14 protein-coding genes are annotated in these 18,569 nt (G+C 44.8%); 6 read left to right on the forward strand and 8 right to left on the reverse strand.

The window, feature by feature from the left end:
- Nucleotides 1–18: 18 nt before the first annotated feature.
- Nucleotides 19–2,262, forward strand: a complete 2,244-nt coding sequence (katG, locus tag P2W71_RS15525; protein WP_276372191.1) for a catalase/peroxidase HPI — start codon at nucleotides 19–21, stop codon at nucleotides 2,260–2,262.
- Nucleotides 2,263–2,369: 107 nt separating this feature from the next.
- Here katG and P2W71_RS15530 read toward each other — a convergent pair whose 3' ends face one another.
- Nucleotides 2,370–4,787, reverse strand: a complete 2,418-nt coding sequence (locus P2W71_RS15530; protein WP_276372192.1) for an ABC transporter permease — start codon at nucleotides 4,785–4,787, stop codon at nucleotides 2,370–2,372.
- Between the two features lie 303 nt (nucleotides 4,788–5,090).
- On the opposite strand from P2W71_RS15530, the gene P2W71_RS15535 reads away from it, so the two are divergent.
- Nucleotides 5,091–5,861, forward strand: coding sequence for a cupin domain-containing protein (locus P2W71_RS15535; protein WP_276372193.1), 771 nt, complete (start codon nucleotides 5,091–5,093; stop codon nucleotides 5,859–5,861).
- 103 nt (nucleotides 5,862–5,964) lie between these two features.
- Nucleotides 5,965–7,038, forward strand: coding sequence for a PmoA family protein (locus tag P2W71_RS15540; RefSeq protein WP_276372194.1), 1,074 nt, complete (start codon nucleotides 5,965–5,967; stop codon nucleotides 7,036–7,038).
- A 290-nt stretch (nucleotides 7,039–7,328) separates the two neighbouring features.
- Here the strand turns inward: P2W71_RS15540 and P2W71_RS15545 are convergent, their stop codons facing one another.
- Nucleotides 7,329–8,066, reverse strand: coding sequence for a hypothetical protein (locus tag P2W71_RS15545; protein WP_276372195.1), 738 nt, complete (start codon nucleotides 8,064–8,066; stop codon nucleotides 7,329–7,331).
- Nucleotides 8,067–8,310: 244 nt separating this feature from the next.
- Here P2W71_RS15545 and P2W71_RS15550 point away from each other — a divergent pair, with 244 nt between their 5' ends.
- Together P2W71_RS15550 and P2W71_RS15555 are read left to right on the forward strand one after the other, a co-directional pair.
- Nucleotides 8,311–8,751 carry a hypothetical protein gene (locus P2W71_RS15550; RefSeq protein ID WP_276372196.1) on the forward strand — a complete coding sequence of 147 codons (441 nt, stop codon included), beginning with the start codon at nucleotides 8,311–8,313 and terminating at the stop codon, nucleotides 8,749–8,751.
- Between the two features lie 210 nt (nucleotides 8,752–8,961).
- On the forward strand, nucleotides 8,962–9,483 hold the full coding sequence (locus P2W71_RS15555; protein WP_276372197.1) for a DinB family protein: 522 nt from the start codon (nucleotides 8,962–8,964) through the stop codon (nucleotides 9,481–9,483).
- Nucleotides 9,484–9,712: 229 nt separating this feature from the next.
- On the opposite strand, the gene P2W71_RS15560 is transcribed toward P2W71_RS15555, so the two are convergent.
- The 6 genes from P2W71_RS15560 to P2W71_RS15585 all read right to left on the reverse strand — a co-directional run bounded on the left by P2W71_RS15560 (nucleotide 9,713) and on the right by P2W71_RS15585 (nucleotide 17,211).
- A complete protein-coding gene (locus tag P2W71_RS15560) occupies nucleotides 9,713–11,950 on the reverse strand; it encodes an excinuclease ABC subunit UvrA (RefSeq protein ID WP_276372198.1) in 2,238 nt (745 codons plus the stop codon).
- Between the two features lie 122 nt (nucleotides 11,951–12,072).
- On the reverse strand, nucleotides 12,073–12,654 hold the full coding sequence (locus P2W71_RS15565; RefSeq protein WP_276372199.1) for a hypothetical protein: 582 nt from the start codon (nucleotides 12,652–12,654) through the stop codon (nucleotides 12,073–12,075).
- A gap of 145 nt (nucleotides 12,655–12,799) precedes the next feature.
- Nucleotides 12,800–13,720, reverse strand: coding sequence for a bestrophin family ion channel (locus tag P2W71_RS15570; RefSeq protein ID WP_276372200.1), 921 nt, complete (start codon nucleotides 13,718–13,720; stop codon nucleotides 12,800–12,802).
- A gap of 19 nt (nucleotides 13,721–13,739) precedes the next feature.
- A complete protein-coding gene (locus P2W71_RS15575) occupies nucleotides 13,740–14,006 on the reverse strand; it encodes a UBP-type zinc finger domain-containing protein (protein ID WP_346659962.1) in 267 nt (88 codons plus the stop codon).
- Nucleotides 14,007–14,149: 143 nt separating this feature from the next.
- Nucleotides 14,150–15,811 (reverse strand): response regulator, encoded by a 1,662-nt coding sequence (locus tag P2W71_RS15580; protein WP_276372201.1) that lies wholly within the window; start codon nucleotides 15,809–15,811, stop codon nucleotides 14,150–14,152.
- A 2-nt stretch (nucleotides 15,812–15,813) separates the two neighbouring features.
- The gene (locus tag P2W71_RS15585) at nucleotides 15,814–17,211 is read right to left on the reverse strand and encodes an ATP-binding protein (protein ID WP_276372202.1); all 1,398 of its coding nucleotides are present in this window, start codon (nucleotides 17,209–17,211) and stop codon (nucleotides 15,814–15,816) included.
- Nucleotides 17,212–17,364: 153 nt separating this feature from the next.
- Between P2W71_RS15585 and egtB the strand changes: the two genes are divergently transcribed.
- A complete protein-coding gene (gene egtB, locus P2W71_RS15590) occupies nucleotides 17,365–18,567 on the forward strand; it encodes an ergothioneine biosynthesis protein EgtB (protein ID WP_276372203.1) in 1,203 nt (400 codons plus the stop codon).
- The last annotated feature ends 2 nt before the right edge of the window (nucleotides 18,568–18,569 follow it).

The raw sequence follows: 18,569 nt of genomic DNA on the forward strand, positions 1-18,569 counted from the left end.
ATCACCAATCAATTAAAAATGGAAAACAGTGCCCCTATTAAGCAAAAGTCATTAAAGGTTAATGACAGCGAAGCAAAATGCCCGTTTCATGGCGGCGCGCTAAAGACAACCGCCGGTGGTGGAACGCGAAACCGTGACTGGTGGCCAAACCAGTTGAAGCTGAATATTCTTCGCCAACAATCTTCCCTTTCTAATCCAATGGGCGAAGACTTTGACTATGCAAAAGAGTTCAAGTCGCTCGATTTAAAGGCTGTTAAGCAAGATATTTTTGCGTTGATGACTACTTCGCAAGAATGGTGGCCAGCGGATTACGGTCACTATGGGCCTTTCTTTATCCGAATGGCGTGGCACAGCGCAGGTACCTACCGCGTTTCCGATGGTCGTGGGGGCGCAGGCGCTGGGCAACAGCGGTTCGCTCCGCTGAATAGCTGGCCCGACAATGCAAACCTTGACAAAGCACGTTTGCTGCTTTGGCCAATTAAACAAAAATATGGCAAAAAAATTTCCTGGGCGGACTTGATGGTGCTTGCGGGGAATTGTGCGCTTGAGTCAATGGGCTTCAAAACTTTTGGATTCGGTGGCGGCCGTGTAGATACATGGGAACCACAGGAAGAAGTTTATTGGGGCTCTGAAAGCAAATGGTTGGGAGATGAACGTTACACAGGCGACCGCGAACTGGAGAATCCGCTTGCAGCTGTGCAGATGGGACTCATATATGTAAATCCGGAAGGACCGAACGGAAAACCTGATCCAGTGGCGGCGGCTCGCGATATCCGTGAGACGTTTGGCCGTATGGCGATGAATGATGAAGAAACAGTGGCGCTTATTGCCGGAGGACATACTTTTGGTAAGACTCACGGAGCTGGCGATCCAAGCAAATACGTCGCTGCAGAGCCAGCAGCCGCCGGTATAGAAGAACAAAGTCTTGGGTGGAAAAACACCTTAGGCACCGGTAATGGCGTTCACACAATTACCAGTGGACTGGAAGGTGCATGGACTACTACACCAACTAAGTGGAGTAATAACTTTTTTTGGAATCTCTTTGGATACGAGTGGGAATTGACCAAGAGCCCGGCCGGCGCGAATCAATGGAAGCCGAAGCATGGTATGGGGGCTGGTACAGTGCCAGACGCTCATGATCCATCTAAGAAGCACGCGCCAACGATGCTGACCACCGACCTCGCCCTGAGATTTGATCCTGTCTATGAGAAAATATCCAGACGCTTCCTCGAGAATCCGGATGAATTTGCTGATGCTTTTGCACGGGCATGGTACAAGCTGACGCATCGGGATATGGGACCAATTGCGCGCTACCTTGGCCCTGAGGTACCCGCAGAAGAATTGATCTGGCAAGACCCTATTCCGGCTGTTACACATCCGTTGATTGATAATAATGATATCGCTGCACTGAAGACTCTGATTCTTGCTTCTGGCTTGACTGTATCACAGTTGGTAACTACCGCATGGGCGTCAGCCTCGACGTTCCGTGGCTCGGATAAACGCGGCGGCGCCAATGGGGCTCGCATTCGTCTCGCTCCGCAGAAGGATTGGGAAGTAAATAACCCAGACGAGTTGGCGGAGGTGCTTAACAAGCTAGAAGGAATTCAAACAGAGTTCAATAACGCCCAGGCTGGTGGTAAAATGGTTTCACTGGCTGATCTGATTGTGTTGGGTGGATGTGTGGGAATTGAGAAGGCAGCAAAGAATGCCGGCCATGATATTAAAGTTCCTTTTACCCCTGGACGTGCAGATGCGTCGCAAGAACAAACTGATGTGGAATCATTCGAGGTGATGGAACCGGCGGCAGATGGCTTCCGCAATTACGTGAAGTCACATCATAAAGCATCCGCAGAGGAATTGCTGATTGACAAAGCACAATTGTTAACGTTAACTGCACCTGAAATGACCGTTCTTGTTGGTGGTATGCGTGTTCTTAATACCAACTTTGATAAAGCACAGCATGGTGTGTTCACAAAGCGACCTGAGACACTCACCAACGACTTCTTTGTGAACCTACTTGATCTGGGAACGACGTGGGGTGCCACTTCCGGTTCTCAAAACGTGTTCGAAGGCCGTGATCGCAAGACAGGTGAAGTGAAATGGACCGGTACTCGTGTCGATCTCATCTTCGGGTCTAATTCAGAACTTAGAGCCGTTGCTGAAGTTTATGGATGCGCAGACGCTCAAGAAAAGTTTGTGCGTGACTTTGTGGCCGCATGGAACAAGGTGATGAACCTTGACCGCTTTGACTTGAAAAAATAAAGTACATATTGATTATTTAGTTTCGAAAGGTGGTCTGGAAACAGGCCGCCTTTTTTGTTGTGTCCAATTCTAATTTGAATGCTGTAATAGATTAAGTCAGATCACGATTATTCAGTTCGCAAGGATTTAACTGGGTTTGCCAGGGCAGCCCGTACGGCCTGAAAGCTTACCGTGAGAATCGCTATGGTGAGAACCAGCAGTCCTGTTAGCGCAAACGTCCAGCCTGTCAGTTCAATTTTGTAGGAAAATTGTGCAAGCCATTTATCCATGACGTACCATGCCAACGGAGAGGCTATAACAACGGCGACCATCACCATTGCAGCAAAATCGCGACACAACAATCGGGCTATGCTCGCAACCGAAGCGCCGAGTACTTTGCGGATGCCAACCTCTTTCGTCCGGTTCACGGCCGCTAAAGAAGCAAGTCCGAGCAAACCGAGGCAAGCCAGAAATATACTAATGTTACCAGCCCAGCCGATGATGCTGGCCCACCGTTCCTCGGTTTTGTAGAAAGCATCAAACTTCTCGTCCACAAAGCTGTATCGGAAAGGCAAATCAGGCGCTACTTTTTTCCAGGCTGATTGTATCAGGTGGAGCGCTTCCGGGTAGCCTGGCTTCATATGTACAAAGTAACTGGATGGTTTGAAGTCCGCCGGCTGCAAGAAAAGCTGGGGCCGTACATTGTGCGTCAAAGCCTCATAATGAAAATCCTTTACCACGCCAATGATGGTCTTAGGAGGTTGATCTTTTCTCGCGTTTTGGATTTGCATTCCCAGTGCCTTCGTGGGTGTCGTGTTCAATGCATTTGCTACGAGAGACTCATTCACAATCACCGAAGTGACAGTATCGGAAGTCAGTTCAGAGTTGAAATTGCGGCCAGCAATTAATGTCATGCCCATCACGTCGACAAAGTTTGCATCAACAGGATATTCTATCACCACTTCCTTTCTCCCGCCAAAATCATAAGCTCTTCCCATTTGCCCCTCGTCCGCTCCCATACCCATCACAGAACCTGTAACACCGGCGATCGCATGATGAGATTCCAGTGATTGCCGGAACTGTCTGTAGGTATCGGTGGTCTGCGCAGACACCATTACTACTTGATCTTTTTGAAATCCAAGATCTTTGGTGCGCATAAATGAAAGTTGTTGCAGGATTACCACCGTAGCGATAGTGAGCAACACCGAAAGCATGAATTGAAACGTAACCAATGACCTCGTGAAGAAATTTGAACCGGCAAGTCTGATCTTGTTTTTCAATACTTCGTCAGGCTTTAGTCTTGATAAAATAAGCGCGGGATAACTTCCTGCAAGTAAACCGGTAACGATTATGGTTATCAGCATGAACGCTATTAATTCCGGGTACTTACCAAACGAAAAGATGAGGTTTCGTCCGGACAATTCGTTGAACGCAGGCAGCAACATTTGTGCGATAACAACGGCTAATAGCGCTGAGACAAACGTCAAAACCATGGACTCTGTCAGAAACTGAAAGACCAGTTGATTTCTACGGCTTCCCGAAATTTTGCGAACACCAACTTCCTTGGATCTTCCTGCTGACCGCCCTACTGATAAAATAATAAAGTTAATGCAGGCAATTGCAAGCACCCCGGCCGCTATACTGATGAGCATCCAGATATGTTTGGGATCTGACGCTCCGCGGTCAATCGTAACATTGGTATGTACATCCTCCAGTGGTTGAAGTCCGTATCCCGTAGGCAGATCACCACTACCATTCCACAATCCCTCTTTTTTTAAATCTGCACCTTCATTGGGAAAATACCTCTTTCGGAATGCGGCAAGTTGTGCGGGCTGGTTCATCAGGTTACTGCCAGGACGTAGCAGCACGTATACGGAGATTCCGATTGTCATTGTCCAGCTGTCGGCGCTTGCCCGTCCCATGGGCGTATTCAGTATACGGTCAAAGCTCCCCAGCATGTCGAATGTGATGGTCGAGTTTACTGGAATGTCTTCTGTTACCGCAGTCACCGTGAAAGGTTTGTATTGCCCGTCTTCTCTAATCTCAATTTGTTTTCCGACCACGTCCGTTTTTCCAAAGAGCTGCATCGCCTTGCTCCTTGTCAATACAATGTTATGCGGATCCTGTAGGGCATGGGTTGTATCGCCAGCGATCAGTGGGAATGAAAAAACCGACAGAATCTGAGGATCAGCAAACAAAAGTTTCGATGATTGTATGTTTCCTTCGGACCGCACAAGGACTTCTCCGCCCCCTTGAATGCGGACAAAATTTTTAACATCTGCCAGGTCATTTTTCATCGCAGGTCCGATTGGCGTTGCTGAAGAAGGTTCAGCGCCTTCCCGATCTGTAAATTTCCACCAGTCGTATACACGGTAGATATTTGGTCCTTGTAAGTGGAACTGGTCATAGTTAAATTCGTTGACTGCATACAGCAGGAATAAACTAAAACAAGCTAATCCCAAAGAAAGGCCTACTATATTGATGAAGGCTGATAACTTTTGGCGCTCAAGATTGCGTTTTGCAATCTTAATGTAATTTAACATCATGGCTTGTCGGCTTTAAAAATCGATACACAATAACATTGCCATCATATAAAGAACGACTGCCGTGCTGTTTTGCGGACTGCCAATTTCTTTAACCACCCGCATTCGAACATTACTGTTCGAATACAGACGATGGCAGCCTCACCATCATAACGCCCGTTCTACCAGCGTAAGCGGTTCGATCAAATGTGGACGCACAAATAATAAGTTATTTTCCAGCTGTATCCAAAATATTATATTGTTGAGAAAAGCTCCCTATAAAATCTTAATGAAGTTTTCTGCACTTTCTATCAAGCATCGTTACATATGAAAATTGCCGTATTTTGTGTCTCATATTTTCTCACTTTTACAACTATGGCGCAATTGAAACCAGTAAACTCCGGTGTATATAAATGGTCTGATCACCCGGTACAGGTTGGTGAAGACAGGGAATCCCGAAAAATATTGGAAGGTACTTCAACGCATCTCGCCTATTTGGAAATGCATGCTACTACACAATTTCCTGGCGCTAAGCCGAGTACCGCCCATGCGAACGATGATATTGAAGAATGCATCATTGTGAAAGAGGGAACTATGAAGGTTATTATTGAAGGCAGCAGCGTGATACTTGGTGCCGGTGGTGTAATTTTATTAATGCCCAAGCAAATGCATTCCGTAGAAAATGCCGGCAACAGTAATCTTACCTACTATGTCATGCGGTATAAATCCAAAAAGCAAATGGAAATAGCACGGGGTGAGGCTGCCGGAGGATCGTTGATGTTGAACGCGGACTCCCTTACCTTGAAGCCAAATTCGCGTGGCGTTGTCCGTCGTTATTTTGACAGGCCAACAGCCATGTGCGACCGGTTTGAAATGCATATGACAGAGCTAAACACAAAAGGCCCGAGCCATGAACCTCACGCACATGAAGAAACAGAAATCGTTATGGTCTTATCGGGTAAAACAGAGATGACTATTGATAACACCGAATATAACGGTACGGCTGGAGATTTCTACTTCATCAATTCTCAATTGATGCATGGCGTTCGAAATGCCAGCAATGAGCCGTGCTCGTATTTTATAATGATATGGAAATGAAAGAAGCAGAACTTTACGTTAAAGCTGCAGTCTGCTTACCGATTAAATTTTATAATGTCTCATGCAGTACACTATTTTAAGCATTCATCACTAAAAAATGATTATGATTATACGGGTTATCAAATTTGTCCTTTCTGTTTTGTTAACGGTGTCGATGATATCAGCTTGTAGGCAAAAGGAGAATGTTGATAAAAATTCATCTGAATATGTTTCGCTGATCGAAAATGATTCGCTGCAAAAACTTGATGTTTTTGTAGATGGAAAATATTTCACCTCTTACCTATATGCAGATACCCTGTTGAGAAAACCTGTGCTATTTCCGCTACACACAGCAAGCGAAGAAAGAATTACCCGGGGCTATCCATTTGTCCCTCATGTTGGGGAGCGAGTAGACCACCCGCATCATTACGGATTGTGGTTTAATCATGGTGATGTCAACGGCATTGATTTTTGGAATAGTTCTGTGGAGAGAAAAAATAATGACCCGAGATATGGAAGAATCAATCATGTGAAGTTTCTGAGAATTGCTTCTGGAAAAACCGGCACCTTGGAAGTAAAAAAGGAATGGCGAAGCAGCACCAACGATTTATTGCTCAATGAACGAACACAATACATTTTCAGCGGCGATGCAAACCGGCGGATAATCACGCACGCTTCTACCTTTTCGGCACCAAACGTAGACGTGCTGTTTGAGGACTCCAAGGAAGGCATGTTTGCCATGCGGGTGAGACGTGAACTCGAAATACCGACTGATGATTCGACAATTATTTTAAACGATAACCATACTCCTAATAAAATAGCTGTTGTAGACAGAAGGAATGTTTCCGGACATTATCGCAATAGCAACGGACTGGAAGGTTACCCTGACGTGTGGGGCAAGCGTGCTAAGTGGATGCAACTTGCTGGCGTGGTCAAATCGGACAGCATCTCTATCTGCATTTTTGATCACCCGGATAATCTTAACCATCCTCCGCATTGGATGGCGCGCGATTATGGATTATACAGCGTGAATCACTTCGGCAGCAATGTCTACACGGATGGAAAAGAGCAGTTCAATTTTCAGCTAAAGAAAGGCGACTCAGTAACTTTCAGACATCAGGTGGTAATCGTTGATGGAGCTTACCCTTCAATGGATAAAATCGAATCTTGGTACGGCGACTTTGTCGGCCGGAATTGAGCGTTAGGGTCTTAATTTGCAAAGACTCCGCCAGCGAAGGCCTGCATGATCAAATCAATAGCTTTCAAATCAACAAGTGCAGCATGGTCGAACGTTCGTGCCTCAGATCCCGGAAATGTTGCGCGGGTTGACGCATCACAACGTCAGAGTGGGAACGGCTCAACAATCGGAGACTTCCTTTGTGGATGTTGTTGATCAACTTGTAAGATGTTTTCGGTGCTAGTAAAACTTCGATCAAGCGTGGAGTTCAACATATCGGAAGCTCGATAGGCCGCAGCGTAAATTTAACTTTACTTCACTTTTTCCCAGACCTCACTTACAGGATTTCCTGTAGTTCCTTTACCCTTGTGGTACCAGTCCGTTCCGTCAAGTCTACATTCAAACGTAAGTGAAATTCCTACGCGGGAATTGTCGCGTGAAAAAAAGCGAATAGTTTCTGTATACTGATTGCCTTGGAGCTTGTAACTGCCGCCACCGGTTCCGGAGAATTGTTTTGTTTCATAATTAAAGGCTGCCCACTGAAAATAATTACCGGAAAGAATTTTCATAGTTTGGCGTGGTGAGTCTTGTCCGCGGCGTTGGCCCGCTACCCCTTCATCATTCACACGAGCACCAAAACGCCAGGCACCACTTACTGGAGAGGATGTATCGTCCACTTTCTTCCATGTCTCTTTTTGTCCTTCCGACGAAAGGGTGAGTTCATCCTTTTTAAGTGAGAACGAATAAGTCAAGGGTTTGCGCACCAGCGTACTATCGTCGGTATAGAAGTCCGGCACTTCAGTATATTCTGTGCCATTGGTTTTGAAGCTACCTCCGCCTGCTCTCACAAAAGAACCCTCTGCCGTGTATACGCCAACCATAAAATACCCATCACTGTAAATTTTGATGCTCTCTTCCGCAAAAGGTTTTCCATTGATGTTCATCAGTTTCCATGCACCACTGAGATTCTGCGCACTCAGGCAAAGTGAAGAAAGGCACAGTATAACTAATCCTGAGATGAACAATCTAAACTTCTTCTTCTTAATCATCGGTAACACATTTAAATGGTATGCTTTAATAGCTAATTGCGATAAAAATTTCCGTGGGTTGGTTGATAAAAGCAAATCTGTGCATGAATTTTGATTTGTCGCTCCCAGGCTCTTTCATCCTCTCTTACTTGCAAATAACAACAAAGCTGGTTTGCATGTTAGCAGCTTACGCCACTTAATTTGTTCTTCACTAATTTGTATGCCGGCAGCCGGCTCGCTGGTGACAATGTTGTAAATTTGTCGTATGGTTATAAGCATATTTGAAAATGAGTTTCTCTCATGTGAACTGGATGATTCATTACCCGTTCTAAGGCACTATTGGAAGAAAGCGCCACCAGGTGAGCAATTCAAATTGAAATTGCTTAAAGTGTTGGAAGAATACAAAGCGCTAAGAAAATCTTTTCAGAACCTTGCCTGGTTGGCCGATACAACACAACTTGGCGAACTTGATGAACAAATGGAAACCTGGTTGGTAGAGGAATGGGAGGACTTGCTATTTGCTAAAGCACATGTAAAAATCCACGCAGTTATTTTAGGAGAAAGCATCTTTGCAGATTATCCAATGGAAAATTTCAAGCGCGATGCCGAACAAAAATTTCAGGATTACAACGTGCATCTAGGTGTTTTCTCGAGCCAGGAGGAAGCGTATTCGTGGATAAAAGAACAATTGCTAATTGTTAACTGACCGTCCGTCTTTGGTGTAGTAGCTATTCGTTCGAATTTCTAGTCGGCTTGTGCTGCTAACTCTTGCTTATGCTGCAATCCGTCACAGCAAATTAATGAAGAGAGTTAGTGTCTACCTTTTTCGGTAGAATTTTTTTCAATAGGATAAGTCCACTGATTTTTTTTTTAACTTTCGATCAATGCTAACTATTTAAAATAAACCCAACCACTTATGAAAAAATTGTTAATTATTGCTTTCCTGTTGGTTTCGCTACAGGGCTTTTGTCAAGGTCAGTTTCAAAAAGAAACTTCGGGATCGCTCACTTATGTATCAGGCCAGGTAATGCAACTTGCGCAAGCGATTCCCGCTGACAAATATTCATGGGCGCCGCAAGCAGGAGTGCGTTCGATAGCTGAAGTTTGCGCTCATATTATTTCAGCGAATTATTTCTTTGGCTCCAAGCTTGGCGGAAAAATACCTGAGGGCGTTAAAATGGAAACCATCGAGAAAGATTTAAAAACAAAAGCTGCGATTGAAGCTGAATTCAAACGGTCGTACGAAATGGTTATTGGTGCCATTAAAAACACCAAGGATGCGTCTCTTTCAAACAAAGTAGAATTTCCCTTTCCAGGCGAATTTACTAGTATGACGGCTGTTCTGATCGCTCTTGGCCACTCGAATGAACACCTCGGCCAATTGATAGCTTATGCGCGCATGAATGGTATCACCCCACCCTGGAGCCAAGCCAAGTAATTGATTTTGAAGATAATGTAATTAATGAATGTGAGCATGCCGATGATCACATTCATTTTTTATTGCTTATCATTTTTTTGTCAGAGTAAGTCAACTGTTCACATAAACTCCATTCCACCTACGCTCACCTAATTTTGTAAAGTATTAATCGCATTAAAGATTACTTGCGTTTCCAGGCATAATATCTGGCCTGACAAACGATCTCAAGCCTATTCTCTTACAGTACAGATCACAAATAAGCACTTGTGAGGGAATCTTTTGCTTGCTTCAAATCTTTCGGAGTTCCTTCAAACAGCACGCGGCCGCCTTTATGCCCACCCTCCGGACCCATATCAATGATCCAGTCAGCATTTTTGATAACGCTGATGTTGTGCTCAATGGTAATGACGGTATTACCGGCGTCCACCAACCGATTGATAATTGAAAGCAAATGGTTGATATCCGACATGTGTAGGCCGGTGGTTGGTTCATCCAGTACATAGACACTGCCTTTTTTATACAATTCACTGGCAAGTTTGATGCGTTGGCACTCCCCGCCTGACAACGTACTCAAAGGTTGTCCAAGCGTTAAGTAATCGAGTCCAACATCACGCATAGCATGTAACTTTTTTTGTATTTCCTTTTGCTGTAAAAAATCAAGTGCTTCGTGAACGGTTAAATCCAGGACGTCGGCGATATTCTTCCCGTCCAACCCATAGGCTAGTACCTCTTCCTTAAATCGTTTGCCCTCGCAGACATCGCAAGGCATTTTGATGCCATCGAGGAAAGCAAGATCAGTATACATTACTCCGGCACCCTGACATTTTTCACACGCCCCTGCGGAATTAAAGCTAAAAAGTGAAGCACTAACTTTGTTGGCTGCAGCAAAGGCTTTCCTGATGTCATCCATGATGCCAGTATAGGTTGCAGGATTCGACCGCGAGGATGTTCCCACCGCCGACTGGTCTATCACTACTGCATCGGGATGTTGTTTTAAAAACGCCTGATGTATGAGTGAGCTCTTTCCCGAACCTGCCACGCCTGTCACAACCGTGAACACACCTTTAGGAATGTCAACACTTACGTCTTGAAGATTATTAACCTTCGCATGCCGGATTGACAAAACACCGGTAGATTTTCTGAAACGATCTTTGAGCAGCGCAGTCTGTTTCATATGTTTCCCCGTAAGTGTATCAGCTTTTAGAAGTTCTTTGTAACTGCCTTCGAAGACAATCTTCCCACCACCGCTACCGGCGCGTGGTCCTACGTCAACGACATGATCGGCAACTTTGATCACATCAGGATCATGCTCTACGACGATAACCGTATTACCTTTGTCGCGCAGTTTCTGCAATAACTCATTGAGTCGATGCACGTCGCGCGGGTGTAGACCAACGCTGGGTTCATCGAAAATATACATGGCGTCGACAAGGCTGCTGCTGAGATGCTTCACCATCTTGATGCGTTGTGATTCACCACCCGATAACGTACTTGTCTCCCGGTCAAGGCTAAGGTAATCAAGACCAATATCGATAAGATGCTGCAGCCGCTCCTTCAATGTAGCTAACATCGGTACAGCTATGGGAGCTGTTATTTTTTCCAGAACATTAATCAGTTCCGTGATTTCCATCGCAGAAAGTTCGGCAATGTTTAGTCCTTCGATCTTGCAATTCAGCGCTGCCTGACTTAGCCTTGCTCCCTTGCATAACGGACACGGTTGCATTCCGATGTAAGGAGCTACTTTCTTTTGTGTGCGTTCTGAAAGTGTTTTCAGGTCTCTTTTTATGTATGCTTTCGTAAACTTCTCAACGATGCCCATAAACGTGACGTTGATGATTCCGCCACCGAAATTCATCTTCACCTTACGAGGTCCGCTGTGCAGCAACAGGTCCATTTCTTCCCTTGTATAGTCGCGCAGTTTTTTGTTCAAGTCAAAAAGCCCTGAGCTTGCATACATCGCATTTTCCCAGGAAGCAAATACGGGTACTTGTATGGCACCTTCTTTTAGTGACTTGTTGAGATCCAGAAAGTTGTCAGCAATCACACCCATCTTTTTTCCAAGGCCGTTGCATTCGGGACACATTCCTTGTGGATCGTTGAACGAAAAAGCATTGGAATATCCAACATGCGGGTCTCCAACACGCGAATACAGCAGTCGCAACACCGGCGCAATATCAGTAATAGTCCCAACCGTGGATGTTGAACCACCTCCCAGCCTTTTTTGGTCTACCACGATAGGCATACTTAAATTTTCGATTGCGTCAGCTTGTGGAGGCGCGTAACGCGGCAGAAAATTCCTGACGAACATGCTGAAGTTCTCATACAACTGTCGCTGAGCTTCCGTCGCAATGGTATCAAAAACAATTGAGGATTTGCCCGAACCGGATACACCTGTAAAAATGGTAATCTTTCGCTTTGGAATTTTAAGAGAAACATCCCTGAGATTGTTCTCGCGAGCGCCGCGGATCTGGATATATTCCTGTTGCATGATTTACTTTTTTGATGTTTGGTTAAGTGATGCAGTTCAAACAGGCAAAAATGAAAAAGGTGCAAAAATAATTGAAATGTAGTTTCGATGCACTACTAAAATTACATTATCGTTTCCACAATTCAGCCATGGCGCCTGTTAAGAAAATGCTCTCCAAGCGGGGAAATCGTGTAACCAACTTCATGGCTAGTGGTGAGTCCGAGATTTTTTAGCTTCCGGATATTTATTTTTAATTCATCCTTTTTCCTATTTAATTTATCCGCCAAGTCTGCGGCCCTTAATTTGGGGTTGTCGCGGATGGTCTTCAAGACGGTCAGGGTCCATGGACCTGCTTTGTCATGACTGTCCAGACGTTCCAACTTCTTTTTCAGTAGTTGAAAGTCGTTTTCGGTGAGTGTAGTTTGCCCTCTCAAGGCAATGCGGGGGTCTTCGGAATAGTAGTGTACTTTTATTTTATAAATCGTTCCTTCATTTACCTTGTTAAGTGATTTTAACAGGCTTTCCGCGCTATCGAATCCTGCGCTAACGGCATCTCTATCCGTTATGCCGGTCAACGATATTTCGGACACATCAGAAATTTCGACCACTGCAATTTCAGTCCGTATCAGGCTCCCTTTGCGAACTGTAGGCTTCTTCCATTTTCGAAATGCAAGTGTAATTTTTCCTGCTTTTATACCTTCAAGATCAGAAAGTTTAAATATCATGGGGCTACTTGTTAGTCAGATCCTAATTTAAAATTAATGGACGTTACATCGAGGAGGACACGGAGAAATTGTGAACGGCGATGCATGCTAAAGTTTATAATGATGACCTTGCGTTGTTTTGATTCTGATAACTCCAATACCTGATTCAGAATACCTTCGTGTAAATCTCAACGGCTGCGGGTTCCTTCACCACTTCCTGCTCCAATATTTCGAAGACATTCTTCTTGATGGTGAGCGCAATATCCCCGGTAGGCAGATCGTTGCAATCCAAACCAAAAGGGTCTTCGATTTCCTCGGCCATCAGTTCGATGCCAAGCATGGCAAAGAAAATAAACATGGTCAGCGGTATTGCGTAAAAACCAAAATCACTGAACAATCCAAATGGCAGAATTAATCCGTATAAAGAAATGAATATCTTGATGTACACAGAATAACTGAACGGTATTGGTGTTTTCTTAATACGCTCGCAAGCTCCCAGAATATCAATCAAAGCTTCACATTGCGGTTTGATGTTGATTAGGTCAGCATCTGTTAATGCTCCGGCACCATAGACGACGCGTATTTTATTATATATCAGCAAAGCAATGTAATTGGGCTTGTGCTGCTTACGATTTAAAGATTCAATTTCTTCCGCTTGCAGATGTACCAGTTCGTCCATTTTCACGCCCTTGCGTAGATGCTCTTTCAATGCAATGGCAAAATTAGAGATGTGCCGGGCAAAATAGAAACGATTCTCTTTATCGGTTGCCGGTAAACAGGCATGTAACAACGTTGCTAGGGTTCGTGTATTGTTTACTAAACTTCCCCATTGCTTACGGCCCTCCCACCAACGGTCATAAGCGGTGTTGGTGCGAAAGACCAGTACAATGCTTAGTACAATCCCCAGCAAAGAAAAGATTCCGGAGTGCAGATGCGGCATAAATCCGTAACGATACATAATGATACAAATAGCCGTAGCGACAACACCAATGAGTAGAACTCCGCGCAGAATTTTTTGCATGGTCCAGCTCTTAGCCAGGTTCCCTATATCCCGGAACCAATTCTTATTAGGTTCATAAACAATCATTGTTTACAGGGTCAGGTTTTTAATATTCTATAAATTGTTCATCAACATAGCACCAGGCCCACCGTTCACCTGGTTCCGCCGAGATGGCCACAGGATGACCGGACGCGGCAGCATGTTTGGAGGCATGACGACTGGTCGACGAATCACAGCACAACGTGACGCCGCATGTTTGACAGGTCCGCAGATGCACCCACCTCGATCCGGTTTTTACGCATTCTTCGCACTCGTGCATGCGGGCTTTCTTAATGTCTTTCCAGTTTTCGAGATGTTCACATGTTGGTTCCATTTCTTATCGTACTAAATTCTTACGTTCAAATTTACACGCGTTCTTTAATTGTCTACTGCAGGACTCATCATGTAAGGCAACAAATTCTTCCCATTGGTAGGTGCTCATCAATAATTTCTGTAATGATGCTTCACCACATTCGGTTAATTCTCGGCCAGATATTCATGCACAAATTTAATAGCCATCGCACCCTCCCCTACGGCCGATGCCACCCGATTCATTGCACCTGCGCGCACATCTCCGGCCGCAAAAATCCCTGGGCTACAAGTTTCCAGCAAATAGGGTTCGCGTTGTAATTTCCATGCTTTCTTAAACGACTCGTATTTGAAAAGATCGCGGCCGGTCTCAATGTATCCCTTTTCATCTTTTATAATGTCCAATTTAAGCCAATCGGTCACTGGCTTGGCACCTATGAAGATAAATAATGCAGAGGCTTTTTCCTGCCGCCGTGACTTTGTGACCATGTTCTCCAAACAGATCTCCTCTAATTTTTCATTGCCATATACCTGCCCCACGATCGTTTCGCCCAGCACATGAATGTTGGGCGTATTGTTGATCTGATCAATGAGATATTGTGACATGGTCGACGACAGATCCCTCTTGCGGATGACAATGAAAACATTCCTTGCGAAGTTCGATAAGTACATTGCCGATTGTCCCGCAGAATTTCCACCACCGACGATGTAAACGTCTCGCTCGCGACAAGCATGCGCCTCGGTGGTCGACGCACCATAATAAATCCCAGCACCGGTAAATTTATCGACGTCCGTTGCATCCAATGAACGGTAGTCTACACCGGTCGTGATAATCACACTCCGCGTATTGATTACGCTACCATCAACAAGCGTGATTATTTTATATTTATCTTTTAAAGAAATATCGACCACTTCCTGTGGGGTGAGTAACTCGACACCAAAACGGACGGCTTGCGAAATGGCGCGGCGTGAAAGCTCAGCACCGCTCAATCCATTAGGGAATCCCAGGTAGTTTTCAATTCGTGAACTGGTGCCCGCTTGTCCGCCGGGAGCACGTCTTTCGACCACTGAGGTATTCAAACCTTCCGACCCACCATATACAGCAGCGGCTAATCCTGCAGGTCCAGCGCCAATAATTGTTACGTCGTACAACGTCTTCGATGCCTTCGACCGCATGCCTGTTTTCTCTCCTACCAGCTGCAGGTTTGGATTTAGCAGGAATGATCCATCTTCAAAAAAAACTGCCGGCAATTCTTTCGTGTCAATTTTGTTAAGCTCGACCAACTCGCGCCCTGTTTCATTGCTTTCAACATCAAGCCATTGATATGGAATTAAATTACCGGAAAGGAAATCTTTTATTTGATGCGATCGTGGTGACCACTGATATCCGGCAATGCGTATACCCTGGAACGGTGGCACGTGATTACTTTGCCATTCCTCCAATTGTTCGTCCAGCGCCGGAAATAATTTTTCTTCCGGTGGATCCCAAGGTTTCATAAGATAGTAATCCAACTGGACATCGTTGATCGCACGGATAGCTGCATCGGTATCTGAGTACGCTGTAAGTAAAATCCGACGTGCATCGGGATAAAGTTCTTTTGCGTGCTGCAAAAAATCTACGCCCAGCATTTCTGGCATTCGTTGATCAGACAAGAACAATGCGACGACTTCATTTTTATTCTTTAAATCTTTCAGCGATTCAAGTGCTTCGGTGGCCGATGTAGTGCTGAGGATGCGAAATTCTTTTCCATATTTACTTCGCAAATCCCGAGACACGGCGCGCAGCACTTGCGCGTCGTCATCCACAGCTAAGAGTATCGGTTTATTCATAGTTATTTAATCGGAAAACAAATTCTAAATTCTGTTCTGCCTGGTTTTGAATGCAGTTCAATTTTGCCATTATGCTGATTGATGATTTGGCGCACAACCTCGAGACCCAATCCAGTACCTTTGCCCATCGGTTTAGTTGTAAAAAACGGATCGAATATTTTATCCTCGATTTCCGCTGGAATACCCGGGCCATTATCAATGATGGACACATTTATAAACTCGCGATCCTTTGATGTTTTGATTTCCAGCACCGGATTTGAAATTCCTTCCATGGCGTCGATAGCGTTGTCAATGAGATTCGTCCAGACCTGATTCATTTCACTGATGAAAATACTAGCGCGCGGTAAATCCACCTGAAAGTTCTCAACGACTTTAACGCTGTCTTTTTTCAGCTTATGTCCAAGCATCGTCAGTGTATTCCGGATGCCGGAATGGATATCGGCCAATTGCTTTTCCGTAGACTGATCCATGTGCGTATAGCCCTTTATGGATGTTACCAGCGTGTTGATGCGTTTAGATGCATGTTCAATGTCACAAACTAATTTGTCAGTGGTAAGTACCTGGTTGATCCAACCGATCACTGGTGCTACGTCTTGCGGCCGAAGCAAACTTCTAAGACGATCAAGATCATCAACGGAAACGGCAAAGTCGGTCAGCGTTTCAGTTAGCTCGTAAGGATTTGAAATTCCGGCAGCTTCAAGCCAACTTGTTAACTCATCTTCCAGCGCCGTCTTCTGTATTAAAGAAAGTGGTATCGCGTCATGACTCTTTATTTTTGAGAAGACCCAGTCATTAACCTGGTCAACGGTTTCATCATTAGCCTGGATTTTAATAACGCGTTTAAAATTTTCCGGAGTACTAGACAAATGTTTTTTTAATTCTTGCGCACTTCGCACTACCGCGGCTGACGGATTATTCAATTCATGCGCCAGTCCTGCGGATAATTTGCCAAGCGCCATCATCTTATCATTTTGAAGCTGTTGTTTGGTGAAACTACGCACACGATCAGTCATGTTATGGACAAGCACTTCGGTGATATCGTGACATTGACAGATAAGATCATGAAAGTTGTCTCGATGAAGTGAAAACAAAATTGACTTCCCCTCCGAAATGCCCTCAGCCACAGCCGATTTCATTCGTGAGTACGGAAGGCGCCCTAAGATATCCAGTGGTTCGTAGGTTCCCAGGTTCCGACGGCCATTGGGCTGATTGATGTACAATGTAACGCCTCCTTCCAGCACGATTTGAAAACTGTCGATCATATCACCGTGGCTAAAGACTTTTTCTCCATCCGCATACGTTCGCGTCGTGCCATGGTCGACTAACCATTGAATCTGCTGATCTGGGACCGATGCAAATTCCGGTACGGCTTTCAACGTTTGAAAGAGCTCTTTGGCCATTGATAAGGGGATTTTCGATAATAATAACAGAAAAAGATTACTACTGCAAAAAGGATAAAAATTGAATTGGTTTTAACCCCTCAATCAAAAAACAATATCGATTGTTCTGAGTTTTTGGTTAAACTATCCTATATAATTTTTGGTTAATCTTTTATGAATGATTTAGCTACACCGACACCCGTCACGCGCTCTTCTTCCGTGGATATTTATTCGAGGATCGATCAATATAATAAAGTGCGACAGCATTCCATTTCGGTTTGCACGCCATTGTACACCGAAGATTATGTGGTACAGCCAAGTGCAGATGTCAGCCCACCAAAATGGCACCTGGCACACACTACCTGGTTTCTGGAAGAAATGATCCTTGCAAAATATTCCCCGGACTATCAACGTTTTCATCCGCGCTACGCTTTTCTTTTCAACAGCTACTACAATAGTTTGGGCGATAGGGTATTAAGACCACAACGTGGAAATATGTCGAGGCCAACAGTCGATGAAATCCTTGCGTATAGGCAGCACGTAGATGAACACATGCTCACGCTGATACCGAAAGCCAGCGATGAAGTATTAGATCTGATTGAAATCGCTTTGCATCATGAACAACAGCATCAGGAACTGTTATTGACGGACATAAAATACATCCTCGGTCATAATCCACTCTTTCCACCATACAAGAAAAATTTTAAAGAGGTTTTCTCCCTTGAGAAGGATCATTATTTCAGGAAAATTGAAGATGGAATGTACACCATCGGCCATGCCGGCGATGGATTTGCGTTCGACAATGAGGGCAGTCAGCATCAGGTTTATCTAAATGCGTTTGAAATACGTCAGACTCTTGTAACGAATTATGAATATCTACAATTTATAGACGCAGGCGGTTACCAGGATCCCACGTACTGGCACAGCGATGCGTGGACATGGCTGCAGGAGACCGGCATCAATAGCCCTATGTACTGGCATTTTATAGACAATGCATGGAACCGGTATTCGCTTAGTGGCTTACAGGAGTTGCCGTTGGATGAACCGGTAACGCACATCAGCTATTATGAAGCAGCGGCCTACGCGGACTGGTGCAAGATGCGACTGCCAACTGAATTTGAATGGGAGGCTGCTTGCGACCATTTCCAGTGGGGGCAGCGTTGGGAGCATACCGCGAGCGCCTATCTACCTTATCCAGGCTATTCAAAACCGGAAGGTGCACTCGGCGAATACAATGGGAAGTTTATGGTTAACCAAATGGTGCTGCGAGGTGCTTCCATCGCTACACCTCCAGGACATGCACGAAAAACCTATCGCAATTTTTTTCAGCCACCCATGCAATGGCAATTTACCGGTATACGCCTTTGTAAAAAATAATC

This window comes from Chryseolinea sp. H1M3-3 (assembly GCF_029360725.1).
Lineage (GTDB): Bacteria > Bacteroidota > Bacteroidia > Cytophagales > Cyclobacteriaceae > Chryseolinea.